The 20,391-nt window shown below is 41.4% G+C and carries 19 protein-coding genes and 1 tRNA gene; 8 read left to right on the top strand and 12 right to left on the bottom strand.

The genetic code is table 11. The features are described from left to right. Positions 1–65: 65 nt before the first annotated feature. The 5 genes from Q0688_RS17670 to pilM are packed head-to-tail and all read right to left on the bottom strand — an operon-like array spanning position 66 to position 4,608. Positions 66–1,832: a type IV pilus secretin PilQ gene (locus Q0688_RS17670; protein WP_299079997.1), complete on the bottom strand. Its 1,767-nt coding sequence runs from the start codon at positions 1,830–1,832 to the stop codon at positions 66–68. Next, positions 1,825–2,364, bottom strand: coding sequence for a pilus assembly protein PilP (locus tag Q0688_RS17665; protein ID WP_299079994.1), 540 nt, complete (start codon positions 2,362–2,364; stop codon positions 1,825–1,827). Before Q0688_RS17665 ends, Q0688_RS17670 begins: the two co-directional genes overlap by 8 nt. After that, positions 2,361–2,975: a type 4a pilus biogenesis protein PilO gene (locus tag Q0688_RS17660; protein ID WP_299079991.1), complete on the bottom strand. Its 615-nt coding sequence runs from the start codon at positions 2,973–2,975 to the stop codon at positions 2,361–2,363. The genes Q0688_RS17665 and Q0688_RS17660 overlap by 4 nt, the downstream gene beginning before the upstream one ends. Further along, on the bottom strand, positions 2,972–3,556 hold the full coding sequence (locus Q0688_RS17655; RefSeq protein WP_299079988.1) for a PilN domain-containing protein: 585 nt from the start codon (positions 3,554–3,556) through the stop codon (positions 2,972–2,974). Before Q0688_RS17655 ends, Q0688_RS17660 begins: the two co-directional genes overlap by 4 nt. Further along, positions 3,544–4,608, bottom strand: coding sequence for a type IV pilus biogenesis protein PilM (gene pilM, locus Q0688_RS17650; protein WP_299079986.1), 1,065 nt, complete (start codon positions 4,606–4,608; stop codon positions 3,544–3,546). The genes Q0688_RS17655 and pilM overlap by 13 nt, the downstream gene beginning before the upstream one ends. A gap of 139 nt (positions 4,609–4,747) precedes the next feature. Between pilM and Q0688_RS17645 the strand changes: the two genes are divergently transcribed. Together Q0688_RS17645 and Q0688_RS17640 are read left to right on the top strand one after the other, a co-directional pair. Continuing rightward, positions 4,748–7,369, top strand: coding sequence for a penicillin-binding protein 1A (locus Q0688_RS17645; protein WP_299079984.1), 2,622 nt, complete (start codon positions 4,748–4,750; stop codon positions 7,367–7,369). Between the two features lie 78 nt (positions 7,370–7,447). After that, the gene (locus Q0688_RS17640) at positions 7,448–9,142 is read left to right on the top strand and encodes an NAD-dependent malic enzyme (RefSeq protein ID WP_299079982.1); all 1,695 of its coding nucleotides are present in this window, start codon (positions 7,448–7,450) and stop codon (positions 9,140–9,142) included. Positions 9,143–9,227: 85 nt separating this feature from the next. On the opposite strand, the gene Q0688_RS17635 is transcribed toward Q0688_RS17640, so the two are convergent. Beyond that, positions 9,228–10,328: a helix-turn-helix transcriptional regulator gene (locus tag Q0688_RS17635; protein ID WP_299079978.1), complete on the bottom strand. Its 1,101-nt coding sequence runs from the start codon at positions 10,326–10,328 to the stop codon at positions 9,228–9,230. Between the two features lie 353 nt (positions 10,329–10,681). Between Q0688_RS17635 and Q0688_RS17630 the strand changes: the two genes are divergently transcribed. Both Q0688_RS17630 and Q0688_RS17625 read left to right on the top strand, forming a co-directional pair. After that, entirely contained in the window at positions 10,682–11,299 is a 618-nt protein-coding gene (locus Q0688_RS17630) for a LysE family translocator (protein WP_299079976.1), read from the top strand. Positions 11,300–11,665: 366 nt separating this feature from the next. Further along, on the top strand, positions 11,666–12,886 hold the full coding sequence (locus Q0688_RS17625; RefSeq protein WP_299079974.1) for a Xaa-Pro peptidase family protein: 1,221 nt from the start codon (positions 11,666–11,668) through the stop codon (positions 12,884–12,886). Between the two features lie 82 nt (positions 12,887–12,968). Here Q0688_RS17625 and groL read toward each other — a convergent pair whose 3' ends face one another. Continuing rightward, positions 12,969–14,618, bottom strand: a complete 1,650-nt coding sequence (groL, locus tag Q0688_RS17620) for a chaperonin GroEL (protein WP_299079972.1) — start codon at positions 14,616–14,618, stop codon at positions 12,969–12,971. Positions 14,619–14,655: 37 nt separating this feature from the next. Beyond that, on the bottom strand, positions 14,656–14,946 hold the full coding sequence (locus Q0688_RS17615) for a co-chaperone GroES (protein ID WP_299079970.1): 291 nt from the start codon (positions 14,944–14,946) through the stop codon (positions 14,656–14,658). Positions 14,947–15,405: 459 nt separating this feature from the next. Between Q0688_RS17615 and Q0688_RS17610 the strand changes: the two genes are divergently transcribed. Beyond that, entirely contained in the window at positions 15,406–16,239 is an 834-nt protein-coding gene (locus tag Q0688_RS17610; RefSeq protein WP_299079967.1) for a MipA/OmpV family protein, read from the top strand. A gap of 49 nt (positions 16,240–16,288) precedes the next feature. On the opposite strand, the gene Q0688_RS17605 is transcribed toward Q0688_RS17610, so the two are convergent. After that, on the bottom strand, positions 16,289–16,900 hold the full coding sequence (locus tag Q0688_RS17605) for a hypothetical protein (protein WP_299079964.1): 612 nt from the start codon (positions 16,898–16,900) through the stop codon (positions 16,289–16,291). 356 nt (positions 16,901–17,256) lie between these two features. Here Q0688_RS17605 and Q0688_RS17600 point away from each other — a divergent pair. Continuing rightward, positions 17,257–17,333: transfer RNA gene (locus Q0688_RS17600), tRNA-Arg, on the top strand. A gap of 440 nt (positions 17,334–17,773) precedes the next feature. On the opposite strand, the gene Q0688_RS17595 is transcribed toward Q0688_RS17600, so the two are convergent. The 3 genes from Q0688_RS17595 to Q0688_RS17585 form a co-directional block, all read right to left on the bottom strand. Further along, positions 17,774–18,427 carry a hypothetical protein gene (locus tag Q0688_RS17595; protein ID WP_299079961.1) on the bottom strand — a complete coding sequence of 218 codons (654 nt, stop codon included), beginning with the start codon at positions 18,425–18,427 and terminating at the stop codon, positions 17,774–17,776. A gap of 165 nt (positions 18,428–18,592) precedes the next feature. Beyond that, the gene (locus Q0688_RS17590) at positions 18,593–18,835 is read right to left on the bottom strand and encodes a type II toxin-antitoxin system RelE/ParE family toxin (RefSeq protein WP_299079958.1); all 243 of its coding nucleotides are present in this window, start codon (positions 18,833–18,835) and stop codon (positions 18,593–18,595) included. Next, entirely contained in the window at positions 18,822–19,079 is a 258-nt protein-coding gene (locus Q0688_RS17585; RefSeq protein WP_299079955.1) for a type II toxin-antitoxin system ParD family antitoxin, read from the bottom strand. The genes Q0688_RS17590 and Q0688_RS17585 overlap by 14 nt, the downstream gene beginning before the upstream one ends. Before the next feature lie 663 nt (positions 19,080–19,742). Here Q0688_RS17585 and rpsF point away from each other — a divergent pair. Both rpsF and rpsR read left to right on the top strand, forming a co-directional pair. Then, positions 19,743–20,156, top strand: coding sequence for a 30S ribosomal protein S6 (rpsF, locus tag Q0688_RS17580; protein WP_299080445.1), 414 nt, complete (start codon positions 19,743–19,745; stop codon positions 20,154–20,156). Next, entirely contained in the window at positions 20,156–20,383 is a 228-nt protein-coding gene (gene rpsR, locus Q0688_RS17575) for a 30S ribosomal protein S18 (protein WP_215927140.1), read from the top strand. The genes rpsF and rpsR overlap by 1 nt, the downstream gene beginning before the upstream one ends. The last annotated feature ends 8 nt before the right edge of the window (positions 20,384–20,391 follow it).

Here is a 20,391-nt window from a genome sequence, read left to right as displayed (position 1 = left end):
AAGCAGCTTTAATTTGACATTAAGCTGCTTTTTTAATGCTGTTTACCTAGCCGTTGGGCTAAATTTTAGTTACTTCTTAGTTTGTTAGTTAAAATTTTAGGCGTTACAAATATAAGAAGTTCACGCTTTTCTAATACCTCAGTAGAGTTTTTGAACAGACTACCAACAAAAGGCAAGTCGCCTAAAAGTGGAATTTTTCGTTCGTCGTTTGAAGAGTTTTGCTGGAATATGCCACCTAGAACCACAGTTTCACCGTTTTCAACTAACACTTGAGTATTTATCTCTTGTGTATCAATAGCAACGGCGTCACCTGTAGAGGTTGAAACTGTATCACCGCGGGTGTCTTGGGTTACCACTAAATCCATAATGATGCGATTGTCTGGGGTAATATGTGGTGTAACTTTTAAACTTAGTACCGCTTTTTTGAATTCAACTGAAGTGGCACCACTAGAGGTGGCTTGTACATATGGAATTTCTGTACCTTGCTCAATATATGCTTCATGCTGGTTCGCCACAGTAATACGTGGGCTAGCAATAACTTCACCTTTGTTTTCAGTCTCTAAAGCTGACAGCTCCATATCAATAATAGTGCCATCTAATAAACGAGCGATTTGGATACCAATACTTCCCGCTGGACTGCTTACGGGTAGTGCCACATTAAGTCGGTCGGTAATTGAAGGTACCACGCCACTGGCGATAGAATCAGCCCCCTTTATAGAGCCTGAAATTGCACCGTCATTGATGGTATCGCTAAGCCCCCATTGCACGCCTAAAGATTCGCTAGCGTTGTCTCGCACAGTGACCATGCGTGATTCTATTAGAACTTGCTTGATTGGTATGTCTAAGGCATCAACTAAGGCTTTGGCTTCATCTATCGAAGCTTGAGTATCTCGCAGCAATAGGGTGTTAGTTCTTTCATCTACTGCCACACTGCCTCTGGTGGTTAAGATACTGTTTTCCGTGCCTTTAAGAATGATGGCTATATCTTGTGCTTTCGCATAATTGATTTGCACATTGGTAGAAACCAGTGGTGCAAGTTCTGCCACCTGCTGTTTAGATTGTAGTTGCTGCGTTTCACGAGCCGATAGTTCCTCAGTAGGCGCAATCAGTAAGATGTTGCCTTCTAGTCTTTTATCTAACCCTTTGATTTTCAAAATCATGTCTAAAGCTTGATCCCAAGGTACACCGGATAAGCTAATAGTTACATTACCAGACACTGTGTCAGTGGTGACGAGGTTGAAATTATTGACTTGTGCAATAATTTGCAATACTTGGCGTACTGGTACGTCTTGGAAATCAAGAGAAATAGGTTCGCCTTCAAAGTTATTCTTTGGATCTTCTACTGGCGTATCTTTTGTGCGCTTCTCAATTTCTATACTTAGACTATTAGAGTTTTTTTGATGACGAAAAGAGATCCGGTCCTGCAATGAAAACTCAACTCTGGATTGCTCTTCATCTTGGAAAGTTTCAATGGTATTGACCGGTGTCGCAAAATCTACCACGTCAAGCTTAAACAATTGCTCATTGGCTAGTTTGGTTTTTGGTAAAACTAAACGTAAATTTTTGCCCCTTTCGCTCAACTGCAGCTGAAAATCGCTATTACTAAACATTAATAATGCTTTAGCGCCACCACTTGGTAAGCGAGAAAATTGTACATCTAGCAATTCTGAGTGAAAAGCACTGTTCATTTCCGGCTCGGGATCGACTAGTACCGCAGCTTCTTCTTGACTTAATGACTCAAATGCCAAGAGGCTAGCAGCGATTGCAAGTAACCAATACCAGGCCGGATTAGTTCGATTAAGTTTCTTGTTAAAGATAAAACGCTCAGACATTATTTTCTCCTGCCTTCGATTGCATGGTGAGTGTGGCGGGCTTTTTTTGCCAGCAGCCAGCACCATCGGGCAGCATTTCAGTAAAAGAAACTGTGCCATTTTGAATAGAATCGATTTTCCCAAAAAACAATCCAAGGTAATCGCCAATTGTTGCTTTAAATAAACTACCAGTATTTGACTGGATAAGTGCCCATTGCTTACCATTTGATTGAAAAACGCCATTTATTGCTAAGGCATCTATCCCAAATTTTTCCAATGGTTGTTTAGTACGGTTAAAGTCTGGTTGCGCACAATTTGGTTGAGACGCAACTTTAACTTCGACACCTGCACCGGTATTCCTGGGCTGTTGAAAAGGGCTGCGCAGGGTATCGGCAGAGTAAATAAAAGTAGGTTTACTTTCAAATTCTGGATAGGGCTCTACGCTAACCACAGTATTTTGTTTTACTTCTGCAATAAATGCTTGCAAGTCGTCGACTTTGGCTTCGCAGCCACTTAAAATAGCGGCGGCTAAAACAAGTTTAATATGCTTCATTGTGCTTGCTCCGCTGTTGTTTCTTGTTCAGTCGATGTCCTGTAGGTCTTGGCTTGCACTTTGAGTTTAAGTGTATTGGCTTCTTGAGTCACTTCAAAATCATGCACGGTAACAATTCGTGGCAACCCAGCTATTTCCGAAGCAAATTGCCCAAAATTGTGATATCCGCCTGATACTTCCATTTCAATTGGAAGCTCTGAGTAAAATTCTTTTGGAATTTCTCTTTGCCAATTTAATACTCTAAAGGTAAGTCCAGCTGATGTGCCAACTAATGTAATGTCATCTAATAGACCAGGCGTTTCATTACTTGTAGGGAGTGATTTTAACATAGAAGAAAAATCACTTTGTAATCTGGCAAGTTGCTCTTCGTATGCTTCTAAGTTTACGGCGATACGATATTTGCCCTGATAGGTTTGTTTTAGTTTTAGCTCTTTATCCTGTGCGGCATCTAGTACTGGCAGCTTAGACTTTACCAATAAATAATATCCACCAACTAAACCAATAATTACCACAAATGCGGCGACTAAAGATTTGACTTCGAAGGGCCAAGTGGCAACTTGCTCGAAATCTAAATCATTGACTTCTTTTAACTTATTAACGTCAAATTTCATTTGCCTGACTCCTCGTTAATGATTGAGAAATCCGGGGCAACGCTAGGATTTATTGTAAAAGTAAGTTTGAAATCACTGACAGCCTCCAACGCAGAGGTATCGGCTTTAATCGAAGATAATTCACCACTACTAAAAACAGTTGAATCTTGCAGCATGCGCATGAAGTCAGCCAACCTATTATTGGATTCACTCACACCTTGTATCTCAATGAGGTTTCCTTGACGAGAAAAGCTTCGAAAAGATAAACCATGAGGTAATAATCTTACTAGCTCGTCCAATACAATGGGAACGGCGTTTCTGCTCGATTCTAGTTGCTCAATCAAAGCCATTCTTTGTTCGATTGCGGCCTTGTCTTTCTTGATGTTTTTAATTTTTTCAATCTGTTGATCTAATAAAGCTGTTTCCTGCTCGATAAAACTATTTCGATAAAGTTGGTTGTCTGTCATTTGATCCAACACATTTCCAACCATAAACATCAGTCCAATGGCACCGAGAGCAAGAGCTGCAAGTAATGTAAGATAACTCTTTTTTTGTTCAGCCCTGCTACTTTCGCGCCAAGGCAATAAATTTATATGTGCCATGGTTGAAAACTCCTACTGGCTAAACCTGCTGCAATAATAAGCTGCCCTGATACCTGCTCTAATTCTCCTTGATTGACGGACTCAGCTTTTGCCATGTCAGCAAACGGATTGAAAAAAGTCACGTCTATACCTAAGTCTGCGGTGAGGTCTTCAGGTAAAGATGTTAAGTGCCCAGCGCCTCCACAAATAAGTAATGAGCTTGGGCGTGCCTCTTTAGAGGCGCTAATATATAGCTGGATTGCCCGATTAATATTTTGTTGCAGATTTGCCAAAAACATTGGGTAAGCATCTTGCTTCCATGCCTCTGGTAATGTGCCATCTGTTAACTGCTGTTCGATTTGTGAGCGTTCTTGGCTATATAGTACGCTTAGGTCTTGGATTAACGCATCCATTCCAAAATTATGATCTTTGGTGTAAATGACTTGGCCATTTTTAACGGCGCACATTTGTAAGTGACTGGCACCAACATTGATACAGCAGACAGTTTCGTCAGTTTCATAAGGATAGAAAGAAGAAATAGCAGCACCTAGAGCATAGCTTTCTATGTCGACAATTTTGGCTTCGTAACCCACTTCACCCAGCAAGGTAATCCTACGATCAACCAATTCTTTATGTACGGCACTTAACAATACTTCAACTTTATTGTTGGAAGTTAAGCTGTCGTTAATTTCTTCAAAGTCAATGTAGACTTCGCTGAGCGGATAGGGAATTAAGCTATCAGCTTCTAATTCAATCTGGCTCTCAAGTTCGTGATCGGTTTGACCTGGATCCATATATACGACTTTATTCAGTACCGTTGAGCCAGATACGGCAATGGCAACTAACTTGTTTTTGTTTTTTAAAGCAAGCTTCATTTTTTTCAATGCATGGCTAACTGCTTCGAAATCCTTAATTTCACGCTCTGCAAAAGCATTGCCCAAAATGGGCTCGCAGGCGAACGCTTGCAAGTTAAATTGTTCACCTGATTTTTCGAGTACAACGGCTTTAATAAACCGAGTACCTATATCAAGGCCAATCATTTTTTGTACTTTAGGGCCAAATAAATTTTTCAATTGTTAGACATCCGATTGAATGGGGACAAATTTCACACCATCATTATTACGTAATTTTTTACATTTTATGGTTCTAATAACTGTACATAGGTATAAAATGTAGATCATTTATTAGAAATTGCCTTGGTATTATCTTTCCGTGAAGTTACTTAAACCCGCATTAATAGCCATTTTTACCACATTTTTGGTTGGTACCATTATCTTATTAGGTACTTATTTTTATATCAAAGCAGATCTTCCAAGTGTTGATGTGCTTAAAGATGTGCGCTTACAAACGCCTATGCGTATATACACTCAAGATGGCAAACTAATTTCCCAATATGGTGTGAAACGCCGTATTCCTCTGACTCTTGAGCAAATTCCACTGCAATTACAACAAGCGGTTATTGCCACTGAAGATAGTCGCTTCTATGAGCACCCTGGTATTGATCCTATCGGCATGATGCGCGCTTTAATTAATTTAGTTGTCACTGGCGAGAAAGGGCAAGGGGGGAGTACCCTGACAATGCAAATGGCCCGCGACTTTTTTCTTACCCGTGAAAAAAAATATATACGTAAGATACGGGAAATAATCCTAGCATGGCATATGGAGCAGCTGTTAAGCAAACAAGAAATATTAGAGTTGTACTTAAATAAAGTAGAACTGGGGCACCGAGCCTTCGGTTTTGGAGCGGCCGCTCAAGTGTACTATGGTAAGCCGCTTAGTGAGCTTTCCTTGGCTCAGTTCGCAACCATAGCAGGTTTGCCTCAAGCTCCTTCAACTCTTAATCCGATTAGTCGCCCCGAGCGTTCACTTGCTAGAAGGCGTATCGTACTACTGCGTATGTTAGATGAAGAATATATTTCGCGAGCGCAATTTGAAAAAGCATTGAGTGAACCTGTCACCGCTAAAAAATATGGCGCAGAAATAGATTTAGATGCCCCGTACTTAGCGGATATTATTTACAACGAGATGATTGATCTATACGGAAAAAATGAAGCTGAAACTGGGGGATATCAAGTTTACGCTACGGCTTCATCTACTTTACAAGCTGCGGCGCAACGTGCGGTACGTAGAAATTTACATGATTATGATGAACGTCATGGGTATAGGGGGCCGGAGAAACAGCTTTGGTCATCCGCCGTTAATGAGCTACTTACCGCTCAAGAAGCACATCACGCAACTGATTCAAAACCGTGGCAAGAAGATCAAATGTTAAGTTATTTGCAAGAGGTTAAAACCTTTGAGCCCTTGCTTCCTGCCATTGTGGTCAAAGTAAATGAGACAGATATTATTATTTATAACAAACAAGGAAAATACAGCATTATTGATTGGGATGGTCTTGATTGGGCCAGGCCATTCATTAATGATTCGAAACAAGGTCCTGCACCCCAAAAAGCTAGCGATATATTACAAGAAGGGGCCTTGATATTAATTCGTCAACGAGAACATGATTTGCATTGGCAGCTAGCACAATATCCTCAGGCCAGTAGTGCCTTTGTTGCTTTAGATCCAAAAAATGGTGCAGCGCAAGCGGTCATCGGTGGTTATAGTTTTTATCAAAGTCAGTTTAACCGAGCGACTCAAGCAGAAAGGCAAGTTGGCTCGAATATCAAACCTTTTATTTATTCAGCCGCATTGGAAAATGGTTACACTTTGGCAAGTGTGATAAACGATGCGCCAATTACTCAATGGCAAGCGGGTTCAGGCAATGCTTGGCGGCCCGAAAATTCACCCCCTGAGTATGATGGACCTATTCGTATGCGAGTGGCGCTAAGTAAGTCTAAAAATGTGGTGTCGGTGCGGTTATTGAGGGCGGTTGGGTTAGAAAATATCGCAGAGTATCTTACTCGCTTTGGGTTTGATAAGGATGATATCCCGTTAGATGAAACACTTTCTTTAGGCTCTGGTTCACACACGCCATTAGAGGTTGCCACCGCGATGGCGGTGATTGCCAATGGTGGGTTTTTAATCCACCCCCATTTTATTCAGCGTATCGAAAACGAAATGGGAGAAGTGCTATGGAAAGCCAACCCTGTTAATGCTTGCTCCCCTTGTGAAGTAGCTGAGCAACTTACAACAGAACAGCCCGCAGATACTGAAGACATTGAGGCCCTGTTAGCCGCTGAGTTTGGTGTTGCCCCTAAGATAGAGGAGCCCGTTAAGAGTTTACTATCAGCGCCAAGAGTCATTAGTGCTGAAAATGCATTTTTAGTTGCAGAAATGATGCGCTCAGCGGTACAAATTAACGGTAGTTGGGACAATCGTGGTACTGGTTGGCGCGCCGCATTATTAATGAAACGTAGCGATCTTGCCGGAAAAACCGGAACCACTAACGATGTCCGAGATACATGGTTTAGTGGCTTTACACCAGATCTAGTGGCCACAACTTGGGTTGGATTTGACGATAACAATAGACGCTTGGGTCGTACTACGCGAAATCAAAATTTGGTCAATAAGAACCCCCAAAAGTTCAACTATATTGGCAACGCATTAATAGGTAGTGAATCGGGTGGTCATGCGGCTCAACCTGCTTGGATTAGATTTATGCAATATGCGCTAGCTGATAAACCTGAACATTTAATGCCCATGCCAACAGACTTACTGACTGTGCGTATTGACAAAGGCACAGGAAAATTAACGACTAGAACAGATAAAACATCTATGTTTGAATACTTTGCCCAAGGCACCCAACCGCAAACATTTGTGGCCGACGCACAAATTGTTGAGCCCGCTGAACAAGGTGAGCAAAGTAAGAAACAGATTGAAGATATATTTTAAAATAACTCCATAACTATACTGGCCTAAATGGCCAGAGATAACTGAAACAATAATACAAAATTACAGGACAAAACGTTAATGGCAAATTCAGCTACTAAGAGCGCGCTTTATATTCCTCATTCTGGCCCTTCATTGTTAGAAACGCCGCTGCTTAACAAAGGTAGCGCCTTTAGTGCAGATGAACGCAAAACTTTTAACTTAACAGGCTTGATCCCGCCCCGCTATGAAACGATAGAAGAGCAAGTCGACCGTGCTTACATGCAGTATTCCAGTTTTGATCAGCCGATTAACAAGCATATATACTTACGGGCTATTCAAGATAATAACGAAACTCTGTATTACCGCTTAGTTAAAGAGCACATAGATGAAATGATGCCCATTATCTATACGCCTACTGTGGGTGATGCGTGTGAACAGTTTTCAGATATCTACCGTAGTTCTCGTGGTTTATTTATTTCCTATTCTGAACGTCATCAAATGGATGATATTTTACGTAATGCCACTAAACGCAAAGTAAAAGTTATAGTAGTTACCGACGGTGAGCGGATCTTAGGATTAGGCGACCAAGGTATAGGGGGGATGGGGATCCCTATCGGTAAGTTATCATTGTACACCGCCTGTGGGGGCATTAGCCCAGCCTATACTTTGCCTGTGATGTTAGATGTAGGCACTAACAACGAAAAACTATTGGCCGACCCTATGTATATGGGGGCACGTCACAAACGTATTGGTCAGGCTGAGTACGACGAGTTTGTCGATATGTTTATCAAAGCCATTCACCGGCGCTGGCCAGAAGTGATGCTACAATTCGAAGATTTTGCCCAGCCTAATGCTATGCCTTTACTTGAGCGTTATAGGCATAAAATTTGCTGTTTTAATGATGATGTTCAAGGCACAGCTGCAGTGGCAGTCGGCACTATTTTAGCTGCGTGCAAAAGTAAGAACACTAAGTTGTCTGAACAAAAAGTGGTGTTTGTTGGTGCTGGCTCAGCGGGGTGCGGCATTGCCGAGCAAATCATTCAGCAAATGTGTTTAGAAGGCATTTCTGATGCACAAGCACGTAGCCAAGTATTTATGATCGACCGCTTTGGATTACTAACGGAAGGAATGCAGGGGTTGCGAGATTTCCAGCAACGCCTTGTGCAGCCCGAGGATTCAATTAGTGAGTGGTCATTTAGCGGTGAGTTTGCGTCATTATTAGATGTGGTAAATTGTGCCCAGCCAGGTATCTTAATTGGTGTGTCTGGCCAAGCTGGTTTATTTACAGAGCAGGTTATCCGCAGTATGAAAAAGCACTGTGAGTTACCCATTATTTTTCCTTTGAGTAATCCTTCTCGCCAAGTTGAAGCAACGCCCGAGCAAGTGATCGAATGGACCGAAGGAGAAGTCATTGTTGCCACCGGCAGCCCATTCAAGCAGGTTGAATATAACGGCAAAACTTTTGCCATTGCCCAATGTAATAATAGCTATATCTTCCCAGGTATTGGCTTAGGTGTAATTGCTGCAAAGGCCAGTTTGATCAGTGATGAGATGTTAATGGCAACCAGCGTCGCCTTGGCTGATGCCTCACCCCTTGCTGCAACGGGAAAAGGCGATTTACTTCCTGCCTTAGGCGAAATAGCACAATTGAGTAAAAAAATTGCCTTTGACGTGGCAAAAATAGCGATGCAACAAAACTTGGCTTTACAGGTGTCAGATGACATTTTGAAAGAGCGCATCGAACGTAACTTTTGGATGCCTGAGTATCGTCCTTATAAAAGAGTCAGCATTTAAATGTAAAATTGTATCTAACTTGAACTCTGGGTTATTTAGAGGTTGATTGCTATTTTTACGGACAATCGACCTCTAAAGCCATAATCTACCTTTCGTTTTCTTTGTCAAAAAAGCTAACAATACCCACCAATGCTACAAAAGAGATAGCCCCCACAGGCCATACAATCCATGTGACTCCCCATTGCATTGTCCACAAGCTCCAACCTAGGTAAATGGCTATAATTAATGGCCAGTAAACAGCGGCTAGTTTTTCAGCCAATATAGTTGTTCTGGTTTTTCCTGCGTTAAGGTCGCCTTCTTTTAATAGAAAATGGTAGGCGTCATGTTTAGTTGAGGCAGGCATTAATATATAAATCCCTATTGCTATCATAAATAGAAGAACAATTAACATTAAGAGAGTGAGTTCAGAACTTCTAGTCAAAATACTCGTTACGATGAGTGGCACCGAGCAGAAAATAAATAAGGAGATACTGATCATTAATCTTTGATTATAGGTGCTCATAAACTTCTGTAGTTTTTCCGTAAACACGCCATGCACCCCATAAGCTAACTCAAAGCGTTGGTTATCTATGGGAGCCAATTCATTGTCATATTGATTGATTTTTATAAAATAACTGATCCCAAAAACAATCATAACCATGATAGATACGATACCAATGGCTATCGCAGCATGGTTGGATATAGGTAATTTATTTGCCGTATTTAGCATCATTAGAAAAAATAAAGGGATCACTGAACAAACACAAAACATGACACCTTTAGCAATTAAATCTGATACCTTCACTTTGTTCTCAACATAAAGTAGTGCTTGCTCTAAATTGATTTGGTTGACACCTGGCTCTGAATCTTCACTTACAGGTTCCTCGGCTTCTATATCGTCCTTTAGTAAATAGTCAGTTGACACCCCAAAAATACCTGCGAGCACGATGATTTTGTTGAGATCTGGAATACTATTAGTGCTTTCCCATTTAGACACCGATTGCCGAGACACACTCATCTTTTCGGCCAGTTCTTCCTGCGACCAACCAAGCTGTTTTCTTAATTTGATAATCTTATCTGCTAATATCATTAGGTTTACCTTTTCATTTGTTTGGAGCAGCAAGCTTAGGAAATACGCTGGTTGCAGACTAGCAAGTGCGGTTGTTAATTTGACAACCAGCAGTTGCAATGAGCAAATAAAGTCCATTTATTTGCCAAATCCACTAAATCAATGGGGTCAGAGCATTTGATTTTACACAACACAATTACAAACCGATAAATTTTCAAATGGTTATCCCGCACAGTAATCTCGGCGACGAATATAAAAGGTCCTTGATTATCTGTACTTCCCAAATATAACCAATGGAATAAAAGCAACTTGCAACGATATATCAATACGTCAAGCCAGATGATTTAATGTAAATTCCTGATTTTATTATCTTGATTAAATAGTTTAACGAGCCGTTAGATGAATAACCACAGAAATCAAATGCTCTGACCCCATTGATATTTACAGTGCGCAGGTTAATATGTCGCCAATTTTTTTGTTGATGATTTACTATGCCCACATTAGCGACCTTAGCGGTATTTATTCCCACCATATTTTTTATCTCAATCACACCTGGCATGTGTATGACATTAGCCATGACCTTAGGGCTAAAGGTTGGATTACGTCGTACATTATGGATGATGCTAGGTGAAGTCAGTGGTGTGGCTTTGGTGGCTGTTTCTGCGGTACTAGGCATGGCCGCTATTATGCTAAATTATCCCACTTTATTTATTTGGTTTAAATGGATTGGCGGGCTGTACCTAATGTATTTAGGATGCAAAATGTATTGGTCTGGCAAGCATTTAACCCTAAGTTCAGGCGTTGAAACCACTGTTAGCCGAACATCGCTAGTCTCTCAAGGTTTTATTACCGCCATTGCTAACCCCAAAGGTTGGGCATTTATGTTGTCTATTTTGCCTCCCTTTATTGATGCCTCTAAGGCAATTACATTTCAACTATTGGCATTGGTGAGCATTATTATGCTCAGCGAGTTTATCTGTATGATGATTTACGCAACAGGTGGCAGAAGTTTAAAGTCGCTGCTTAACAAAGGTAATAACATCAGGTGGATGAACGCTATTTCTGGCACATTATTGTTTGCCGTAGGTGTGTGGTTGGCTTTGAGCTAAGTTTGTTTTTCACTCCGCTTTATTTGATGAGTCGAATTGCTAAAGGAACTCTGAAATGACTTCTTTTAGACGTAGCAATGGCGCCTAAAATACAAAAAATCGCTAGTATGGCGTTGGTTTTTTTGTCGATGATATTGCGGTTACTCTTTACCGCCTTATTACTCAAAACACCATTGAAGAAAAAATTGTGGCGCTACACCAAGATAAACACGACTTAGCCGACAAATTACTCTCGGGTAACCAAGCAGCGACGAAACTGTCTCTCGAAGATATGCTGAATCTGCTTAAAGAGACATTTTAAGGTTCGAATTACACAGTAAGTAGTCGATTGGTATTTTAAAAGTATTCATAACGTCAGGAGAAAACATGACAACCATTGGAATTGGTACCCAAACATCTGAGCAAGCCTTAGACTCCTTAAGTGATATGACAGAAGCGCTTAGCCCAATTCACCCAGAAGAACATCTAGCCCGCATTGCCAAAGCCCAAGCCTATATGCAAGCCAATAATATTGCTGCAATTTACCTCAATGCTGGCACTAATCTTACTTATTTTACCGGTATGCAATGGTATGCCAGTGAGCGTATGGTAGGTGCGATATTACCTGCTGTTGGAGAAGTGCAGTACATTGCACCCTATTTTGAAATAGGCAGCTTAAATGATTTTAAGGTGATAGACGGGCCAATACATGGCTGGCAAGAACACCAAAGTCCTTATTGCTTGTTTGTTGAGGTATTAAAGCAATTAAATATCAAAGACATCGCCACCATAGGCATAGATGAAAGTGCACAATTTTTTATATTCGATGGTATCAATAAAGCTCAAAATGGCTTAAACCTGATCAACGCAAAAGAAGTTACCGCCCATTGCAGAATGCACAAATCTGCTAACGAAATAGCCTTAATGCAAGCTGCAATGAATATGACACTAGCGGTACATCAAGCCACCGCAAGTATGCTGTATGCAGGCATAAGCACCACCGAAGTAGAAGCCTTTATTAAACAAGCACACCAAAAAGTCGGCGCTCCCGGTAACTATTTTTGTATTGTACTTTTTGGTGTGGCCACATCTTTCCCTCATGGGGTGAAAGATCCGCAAATATTAAAACAAGGCGATATGGTATTAATCGATACCGGCTGTAAAGTGCACAACTATTTATCGGACATTACCCGCACTTATGTGTTTGGAGAGCCAACAAGTTGGCAACGAAAATTTTGGGATATTGAAAAATCCGCACAACTAGCCGCTTTTAACGCTGCCCAAATTGGCACACCTTGCGAAGCCGTTGATGAAGCTGCTCGTGGTTATTTGGCCTCACACGGTTTAGGCCCAGAATATCAAACACCCGGTTGTCCCCACCGCACTGGCCATGGTATTGGTTTAGACATTCACGAATGGCCTTATTTAGTGGGCGGCAACAAAACCCCGCTCGCCACTGGCATGTGTTTTAGTAACGAACCTATGCTGGTGGTTCCCGATGAATTTGGTATTCGTTTAGAAGACCATTTTTATATGACTGACCAAGGCCCTCGTTGGTTTACTGAGCCAAGTGCCAGCATCGATAACCCGTTTGGTTTGCAAAATTAATGGTATAAAAACAAAAAAGCCCGAATAGCGATATTCGGGCTTTTCAAGAAGTTTGGCCTTCTATGTAATAATCATTTCTGACTTACATCATGCCGCCCATTCCACCCATGCCGCCGCCCATGCCGCCCATGTCAGGCATAGCTGGTGCTGCGTCTTGTGGTGCGTCTGCAATCATGGCTTCGGTGGTGATCATCAAGCTTGCGATTGATGCGGCAAACTGAAGTGCTGAACGGGTCACTTTAGTTGGGTCAAGGATACCCATTTCGATCATGTCGCCGTAGGTGTCGTTACCCGCGTTGTAACCGTAGTTAGCTTCGCCGTTTTTCACTTCGTTAGTGACAACAGATGCTTCTGCACCGGCGTTAGCGGCGATTTGGCGCATTGGCGCTTCCATAGCACGTAGCGCTAATTTAATGCCGTGAGTTTGGTCTTCGTTGTCGCCAGTTAAATCAACTACTTTAGAAGCGGCACGTACTAGTGCAACACCACCACCGGCTACTACGCCTTCTTCGACTGCTGCACGTGTAGCATGAAGTGCATCTTCAACGCGAGCTTTCTTCTCTTTCATTTCAACTTCAGTGGCTGCGCCTACTTTGATAACGGCAACACCGCCAGCTAATTTAGCTAGACGTTCTTGTAGTTTTTCTTTGTCGTAGTCAGAAGATGAGTCTTCGATTTGTCCGCGAATTTGTGCAACACGACCTTTGATCATGTCTTCTTCGCCAGCACCATCAACAACAGTAGTGTTGTCTTTGTTGATAACAACACGCTTAGAGGTACCTAGGTCTTCTAGAGTCACTTTTTCAAGATCTAGACCAATTTCTTCAGAAATCACTGTACCGCCAGTAAGAGTAGCGATGTCTTGCAACATAGCTTTACGACGGTCGCCAAAACCTGGTGCTTTAACGGCGGCTACTTTAACAATGCCGCGCATGTTGTTTACTACTAGTGTGGCTAAGGCTTCGCCTTCAACGTCTTCAGCAATGATAAGCAAAGGTTTAGAGGCTTTTGCTACTGCTTCAAGAGTCGGTAGTAATTCACGGATGTTAGAGATTTTTTTGTCAACCAAAAGGATGAACGGGCTTTCTAGCTCAACTGTGCCATTTTCTTGGTTGTTCATGAAATAAGGAGACAAATAACCGCGGTCGAATTGCATACCTTCAACTACGTCTAATTCGTTTTGAAGGGCTTGGCCTTCTTCAACAGTTATTACGCCTTCTTTGCCTACTTTGTCCATGGCTTCAGCGATTAGGTCGCCTACTTCTGCATCAGAGTTAGCAGAGATTGTGCCTACTTGAGCAATGGCTTTGCTGTCTGCACATGGTACCGATAAGGCTTTTAATTCTTCAACCGCTACTTTAACGGCTTTGTCGATACCGCGCTTAAGATCCATTGGGTTCATGCCAGCTGCTACTGATTTTAAACCTTCAGTTACGATGGCTTGAGCCAAAACGGTAGCAGTAGTGGTACCGTCACCGGCTTCGTCATTGGCTTTAGACGCCACTTCTTTCACCATTTGTGCGCCCATGTTTTCGAATTTATCTTCTAATTCGATTTCTTTGGCTACTGATACACCGTCTTTAGTGATAGTTGGAGCACCAAATGATTTGTCTAAAACCACGTTACGGCCTTTAGGGCCTAGTGTTACTTTTACTGCATTAGCTAGGATGTTAACACCCGCTAACATTTTTACGCGTGCGTCATCAGAAAAAAGAACTTCTTTAGCTGCCATGATATTTATTCCTCTAAAAAATTGTTATTGGGTGGGTTTATTCGACTACTGCTAAGATGTCGCTTTCGCTAAGGATAAGCACTTCTTCGCTGTCTAACTTTTCAGTTTTAACCCCATAACCTTCGCTGAAAATTACAATGTCACCGATTTTAACGTCGACCGCTTTTACGTCGCCGTTGTCTAAAACGCGGCCATTACCTACAGCTATTACTTCGCCGCGAGTCGATTTTTCTGCTGCTGAGCCAGTTAATACAATGCCACCTGCAGACTTGGTTTCTTGCTCGTGACGCTTAACGATTACGCGATCGTTTAAAGGACGAATTGCCATTTTCAAATCTCCTGAAAATTCCAGTGTTTATAATATTTTGTGCCTTTATTTGAAGGCAGTGATTAAGCAGTCGATAGTTCAGCTGCTTAGAATTCTTTTAAATAGAACTGTGTTCTGCGAGCAGAGATGGGGTTGACAGATATGATCTCAAGGTTTTTTTTGAAAAAAGTGAAATAAAAGCGATGTTTTCCTGAATAAAGTAATAGTTATTCTATTGCGAGTTCGAGCAACGCAGAGTAAGCCCTTTTAAAACTTGCTAGTGTTATCTGAGTGGTCACTTCTTTATGCGGAATGGTATAACATAGGCTTTTTGATTAATGTTTTGCAGGTATTTAGGTCGTCAGGTTTAGTGTGGTTGAGCGTAGTCATTGTAAGCTAAAGTAGATTTTGGTTCGAGGTGTAGTTTTGATAGTAGTGATGAATCGGTATTTTCGAGTAAGGTGTTTGGTATCTGTAATCTTGTTTGCGACTAGTTTTTATAATTACGCCCAACAGGAAATTGCTTTAGAAGATGATCTTCGGCCAGTTTGGGAAGCTGGGATATTTGCAGCTGCATTTAATTCGCCTGAATACCCAGCTGCCGATCAAAGTCACACTAACGTTATTCCAAGTCCTTTTTTTATCTATCGAGGCGAGACATTACGTATTGGTGATGGCTCAATTGCAAGGGCGGTGGCAATAGATAAAAGTTGGTATGAACTCGATTTATCATTAGCGGCTGCGTTTGGTTCTAACTCTGATGATAATGAGGCACGAGAAGGCATGCCTGATTTGGATCTTACATTTGAATTAGGGCCGCAATTAAAAGTACAAATCTCAAAATTTGAATTTGAAGACCATGGCAAAGCTGAATTTTCGATGCATTTACAAACAAGGGCGGTTTTTTCTACTGACTTCTCAGGGGTCGATCATCAAGGCTATGTATTTGAACCAGAGCTTCGCTATGTACAACGGGGTTGGTTAAGCGAAAAAACGGCGCTGTCCATCAGTATCTCTCCCACTTGGGGCAGCGAAAAGCTCCATGATTACTTCTACCAAGTTGACCAAGAATTTGTAACCGAGCAACGCCCAGCGTTTGATGCAACAGGTGGTTACTTAGGCACTACTATAGCTGTGAGTGTGTCATTTAATGCCACTGATAATATCCGCGTGTTTTTAGGTGGCAACGTCTCTGTGCATGATGAAGCCGCTAACGAAAACAGTCCTTTGTTTTTAGAAGAGATCACCTATTCATTCGGTGCAGGTATGGTGTGGCGAGTTTGGCAGAGTGAAGAAAGAGTAGCGGGCAGATAAGTGTTCTTATGTAGTATAATGCAGGCCCGCAATATTGCTCTTTACACATTTACCCACGAAGCGCTTTTAGTACATAAATTGTTTTGGGCGACTCCACACTCCAAGTTAATTTGGGGACTCCCTTTTCTACGCGGCAGGCTAAGTAACAACGTATACCTTGTTCAGATTGATTAAAATGCCCGTATTGAAGCAGCGCTTGCTGGCGATTTTTCTCATAAAGGTAAGAAAAAGCAAGCAACTCCTGAGAGTGAGCTAAAGCCGTATAATTTGGACACAACCAATTAAAAGCACCTGTTAACCAGTTATCCGCATTTATTTGTTCGGTAAGTTGCGTTTTTTCAGCAAATACTCCCGTTACTTGCAAAACGTGGTTAGACATTGAAGGTTTTAGCTCGATGTTAAATTGAGTGGTGTCAGATAACGCTAGGTTGAAACACAAAGCATGCACTCGATTTAGTATCTGTTTGGTTTCTTGTAACATATATGCATCGATTTTTGTAAGTTCTTGCTGTTGTCTCACCTCGTCACTGTGCCAAATAGATAATTCTGGCAAAAGATAATCGAGTACCGGGCTGCTAGCTAAAACACTTCTCTTTGATTGCTGCAAAACTGGCACATGCAAAGAGTTAACAAGTATTTGTGTAGAGTTTAATAGAGACACGGCTAACACCACTTAATGTGAATTCTGATTTACCTGCCTTGAGCACGGTTTATGCCAATATAAAATATTCATTTAAAATCAAGTGGATACGAAGTTTTTTGATGAGGCATCCCTAAATGTCAACTTTTTGACTTCAAGCCAGATGATTTCAATGTCCCTAAGTCGGTATATGTAAACAACTCGTGTCGTTCCCGAATGCTGTCATCGGGAACTTAGTGCCTTTATGCTTGGGTTAAATAAAGGGCACCTAACAGTACTTTCTTGTGAATTTTCAGCAATGTTACCTTTGATTTATTAAAAGTTCTGGAACAACGCCAAAGTTGTGCTAGTATCCTCCGCGCTAACTACACAGCATAGCGCCCATAGCTCAGCTGGATAGAGTAACTGGCTTCGAACCAGTTGGTCGGGAGTTCGAATCTCTCTGGGCGCGCCACTTCTATTTTTTAAAAAGCCTTTTCTTCGACTTGTATTTTTTGAATTACAAGCATGCTCTGCCGCTTACTGACGTCCATGCCAGTTTTTGACTCGAATCCCTTCGAGCCAGTTACTCTTTTTTCTACAGCAAAAATAGAGTAACCAGAAAAACGCCGCTCGAGGGCAATGCTCTTCATCCGGTTATTGACTCAATTTGGCAGGACGCGCTGAGCCATTCCAGACGGCGCATCGCTTAATCGCCTATCCCTGGCGATTACCCTCCCAAATTGAACCAATAACCGGCGAGCCTTGAATCGAGGGTAAATCAAAAGCATCGGCTTCGCCGACAGAGAGTTTGGAATGCTTTTCCATTTAATAATTATCAAGAGTGTCTTCGTAAATATCTCACTAAAAAATTATCAAAGGGGTCTTTGTTATTTCTTGATTATTTGCCTAAAACTAGTCTATTGCATATTCAGTAATTACAATGCTTCCAACTTTATTCAGACCACAAAAATATCCTCGGCGCTCAGGTGAATCAAGAACAATAGGTTTGTAATTGTTAGTAAAATTATCCACATAGCTATTTATATTAATTGATTCGGGGTGTGCCTTAGGAAGATGACGCGAAATTATTCCAATAACTTCCATTTTTTCTTTGCAAAGGATATAGGGAAATTTAAGTTGTGTTCCCACACTTTGACCAGGCCACTCTTCATCAATGCCCCCGTAGTTCCATCTCATGACCGAAATTTCAACCAATCCGCCCTCAACTGGCCTATCTATCCAATGTTCTGGAACGCTTGTTCTTTCAGGATTACTAGCTGGTCTTAAACTGCTGTCTGGAATAATAATATGTAACCCAACAGCATAATTGCCCTTTGGTATGTCATTTTTATGTGTCTTTATTAAAGGGCCTTTTAAAGTGGGGCTATACTCCTTCAAGCTTTTCAAATGCCAACGGCCACTTTTATGCAAACTAACTTTCCACAGTTTTTTACATTTTGCAGTGGTTACATAGACGTCATAACCACTTATAGAAACAATCCAATTGGACGAACGTGGACCGTATTTCGAACCTACTGCAAAACTAATATTGTTTTTTGTACCCATAATTTATTCTAATGAGATTAAGCTGAATAAAACATCGATTGTAAAAATACCTATTCACAACACAAATAACAAACTCATTACGCTAAAAATTTGATGTATAAATTAATCGGGTTCGTAGTCAAATTAACCGTTTAGTCACTTCTTGCTTACCAATTATTCGAACTATCAATATACCTTCATCTGTAATGCGGTAATAGTTAGAGTCTGAACCATGAACGCGCGGCGATATTGTTCATCAATGCCCGTTGCTAAAGGTGCAACATAAGGATTGTTAGCTAGAAAATTTAAACGTTTTTCAAGCTGATTATGATAATTGTCAGCTTGGCTTTCACCGAACTGATATAGGCCAAAATCATAGCTGTTTATCACGTCTTCTTTGGTCGCTTCAGTTAATTTAAAACTTGCCATTACTTTTTGTTCTGTTTTTAGTCGCTTGCAAAATATCGCTCAACGACATCTCAGAAATGCCACTTTTCTCGCCCGCTAACAAAGCTGCCCTGATAGCATCCGTTTCGGCTTGCCGCTGCTGCTTTTCTCTCAATGCCGCGCGTATTAATTCACTTTCATTCCCATAATGACCTGTATCAAGTTGAGCCTTTATCCACTCATTTTGACCACCTGTAACGGTAATGCTTTTTTTAACCATCGCCATAATATTGACCTCTTTTAAAAGTAGTATATTGTACTACCAAAAGTTTGAGTATGCCTATTTATCAACAAAGCTATTTCTCTGCCGGCAAAGCCGATGCTCTTGATCTACCCTCGAATGAATGCTCGCCACCAATTTACTCATTTTTGTAGGTCAATCGCATGGATAGGCGATTGAGTAAAAGCTCGTGGGGAACGATTTTGTACGACCTGCAAAAATGAGTAAATTGGTGGATGAAGAGCATTGTGTCGAGCGGCGTCTTTTTGGTTACTTTTTCTTTGCTGTAGAAGAACAAGTAACTGGCTCGAAGGGATTCGAGTCAAAAACCGCATGGAGGCGGGTAAGCGCAGCGCATGCTTTGATTTTTTTCAATACACGAATTCCTCTATGATAAACCCACCAAATTCCGGCTCAAAAGACTACCGGAATGACGCCTTAACAATCTTATACATTCTGTTTAAACTTGTGTTTTTACCCAGTAATTTTGCAAATGACTGCTAAATATCTAAAAAACATAGCTATTACCGTCTGAAAGCCAAATAACCCTTGTACAAAAAGCACAAGTTATATACAATCCGCGCCGCTTAAATCAGTCACTAATTTTAGTTCCTTGTCTCAATATAGTTTGACTGTGCTATCGAGACTACAACCGTGAGGAGCAATATGATGCGTCATTACGAAATCGTATTCATGGTTCACCCTGACCAGAGTGAACAAGTTCCAGGTATGATCGAGCGTTATACTGGAATACTTACCCAAGAAGGCGGCGCTATTCACCGCTTAGAAGATTGGGGCCGTCGTCAATTGGCTTACCCAATCGATAAACTTCATAAAGCACACTATGTTTTGATCAACGCTGAAGCCACTGCTGAAGCAGTTGAAGAGCTAGAAACTGCTTTCCGTTTTAATGATGTTGTTTTGCGTAACCTTGTTATGCGTACTAAAGCTGCAGTGACTGAACAGTCGCCAATGGCTAAAGAAGAACGTCGTGAAAAGCGTGAAGAAAAAACTTTTGATAAGCCTGCTGCTGCCGTTGAAGAAACTGCCGCTCCAGCTCCTGCAGAAGAAGGGGATAAATAATGGCTCGTTTTTTTAGACGTCGTAAGTTTTGTCGTTTTTCAGCGGAAGGTGTTGCTGAGATAGATTATAAAGACATCGCTATGTTGAAAAATTATATCACTGAGAGTGGTAAAATTGTACCTAGCCGTATCACTGGAACTAGCGCGAAATATCAGCGTCAGTTGTCAACTGCTATTAAGCGTGCGCGCTTCTTGGCGTTGCTTCCATATACTGATTCTCACAAGTAATCATAGGT

The sequence above is a fragment of the uncultured Paraglaciecola sp. genome (genome assembly GCF_937123705.1).
Lineage (GTDB): Bacteria > Pseudomonadota > Gammaproteobacteria > Enterobacterales > Alteromonadaceae > Paraglaciecola.
This window is presented reverse-complemented; position numbering and strand designations above follow the sequence as displayed.

Coding starts and splice junctions, on each gene's coding strand:
- Q0688_RS17670 (WP_299079997.1), bottom strand. CDS start 1,832: ATGTCTGAGCGTTTTATCTTTAACAAGAAACTTAATCGAACTAATCCG.
- Q0688_RS17665 (WP_299079994.1), bottom strand. CDS start 2,364: ATGAAGCATATTAAACTTGTTTTAGCCGCCGCTATTTTAAGTGGCTGC.
- Q0688_RS17660 (WP_299079991.1), bottom strand. CDS start 2,975: ATGAAATTTGACGTTAATAAGTTAAAAGAAGTCAATGATTTAGATTTC.
- Q0688_RS17655 (WP_299079988.1), bottom strand. CDS start 3,556: ATGGCACATATAAATTTATTGCCTTGGCGCGAAAGTAGCAGGGCTGAA.
- Q0688_RS17640 (WP_299079982.1), top strand. CDS start 7,448: ATGGCAAATTCAGCTACTAAGAGCGCGCTTTATATTCCTCATTCTGGC.
- Q0688_RS17635 (WP_299079978.1), bottom strand. CDS start 10,328: ATGGACTTTATTTGCTCATTGCAACTGCTGGTTGTCAAATTAACAACC.
- Q0688_RS17630 (WP_299079976.1), top strand. CDS start 10,682: ATGCCCACATTAGCGACCTTAGCGGTATTTATTCCCACCATATTTTTT.
- Q0688_RS17625 (WP_299079974.1), top strand. CDS start 11,666: ATGACAACCATTGGAATTGGTACCCAAACATCTGAGCAAGCCTTAGAC.
- groL (WP_299079972.1), bottom strand. CDS start 14,618: ATGGCAGCTAAAGAAGTTCTTTTTTCTGATGACGCACGCGTAAAAATG.
- Q0688_RS17615 (WP_299079970.1), bottom strand. CDS start 14,946: ATGGCAATTCGTCCTTTAAACGATCGCGTAATCGTTAAGCGTCACGAG.
- Q0688_RS17595 (WP_299079961.1), bottom strand. CDS start 18,427: ATGGGTACAAAAAACAATATTAGTTTTGCAGTAGGTTCGAAATACGGT.
- Q0688_RS17590 (WP_299079958.1), bottom strand. CDS start 18,835: ATGGCAAGTTTTAAATTAACTGAAGCGACCAAAGAAGACGTGATAAAC.
- Q0688_RS17585 (WP_299079955.1), bottom strand. CDS start 19,079: ATGGCGATGGTTAAAAAAAGCATTACCGTTACAGGTGGTCAAAATGAG.
- rpsF (WP_299080445.1), top strand. CDS start 19,743: ATGCGTCATTACGAAATCGTATTCATGGTTCACCCTGACCAGAGTGAA.
- rpsR (WP_215927140.1), top strand. CDS start 20,156: ATGGCTCGTTTTTTTAGACGTCGTAAGTTTTGTCGTTTTTCAGCGGAA.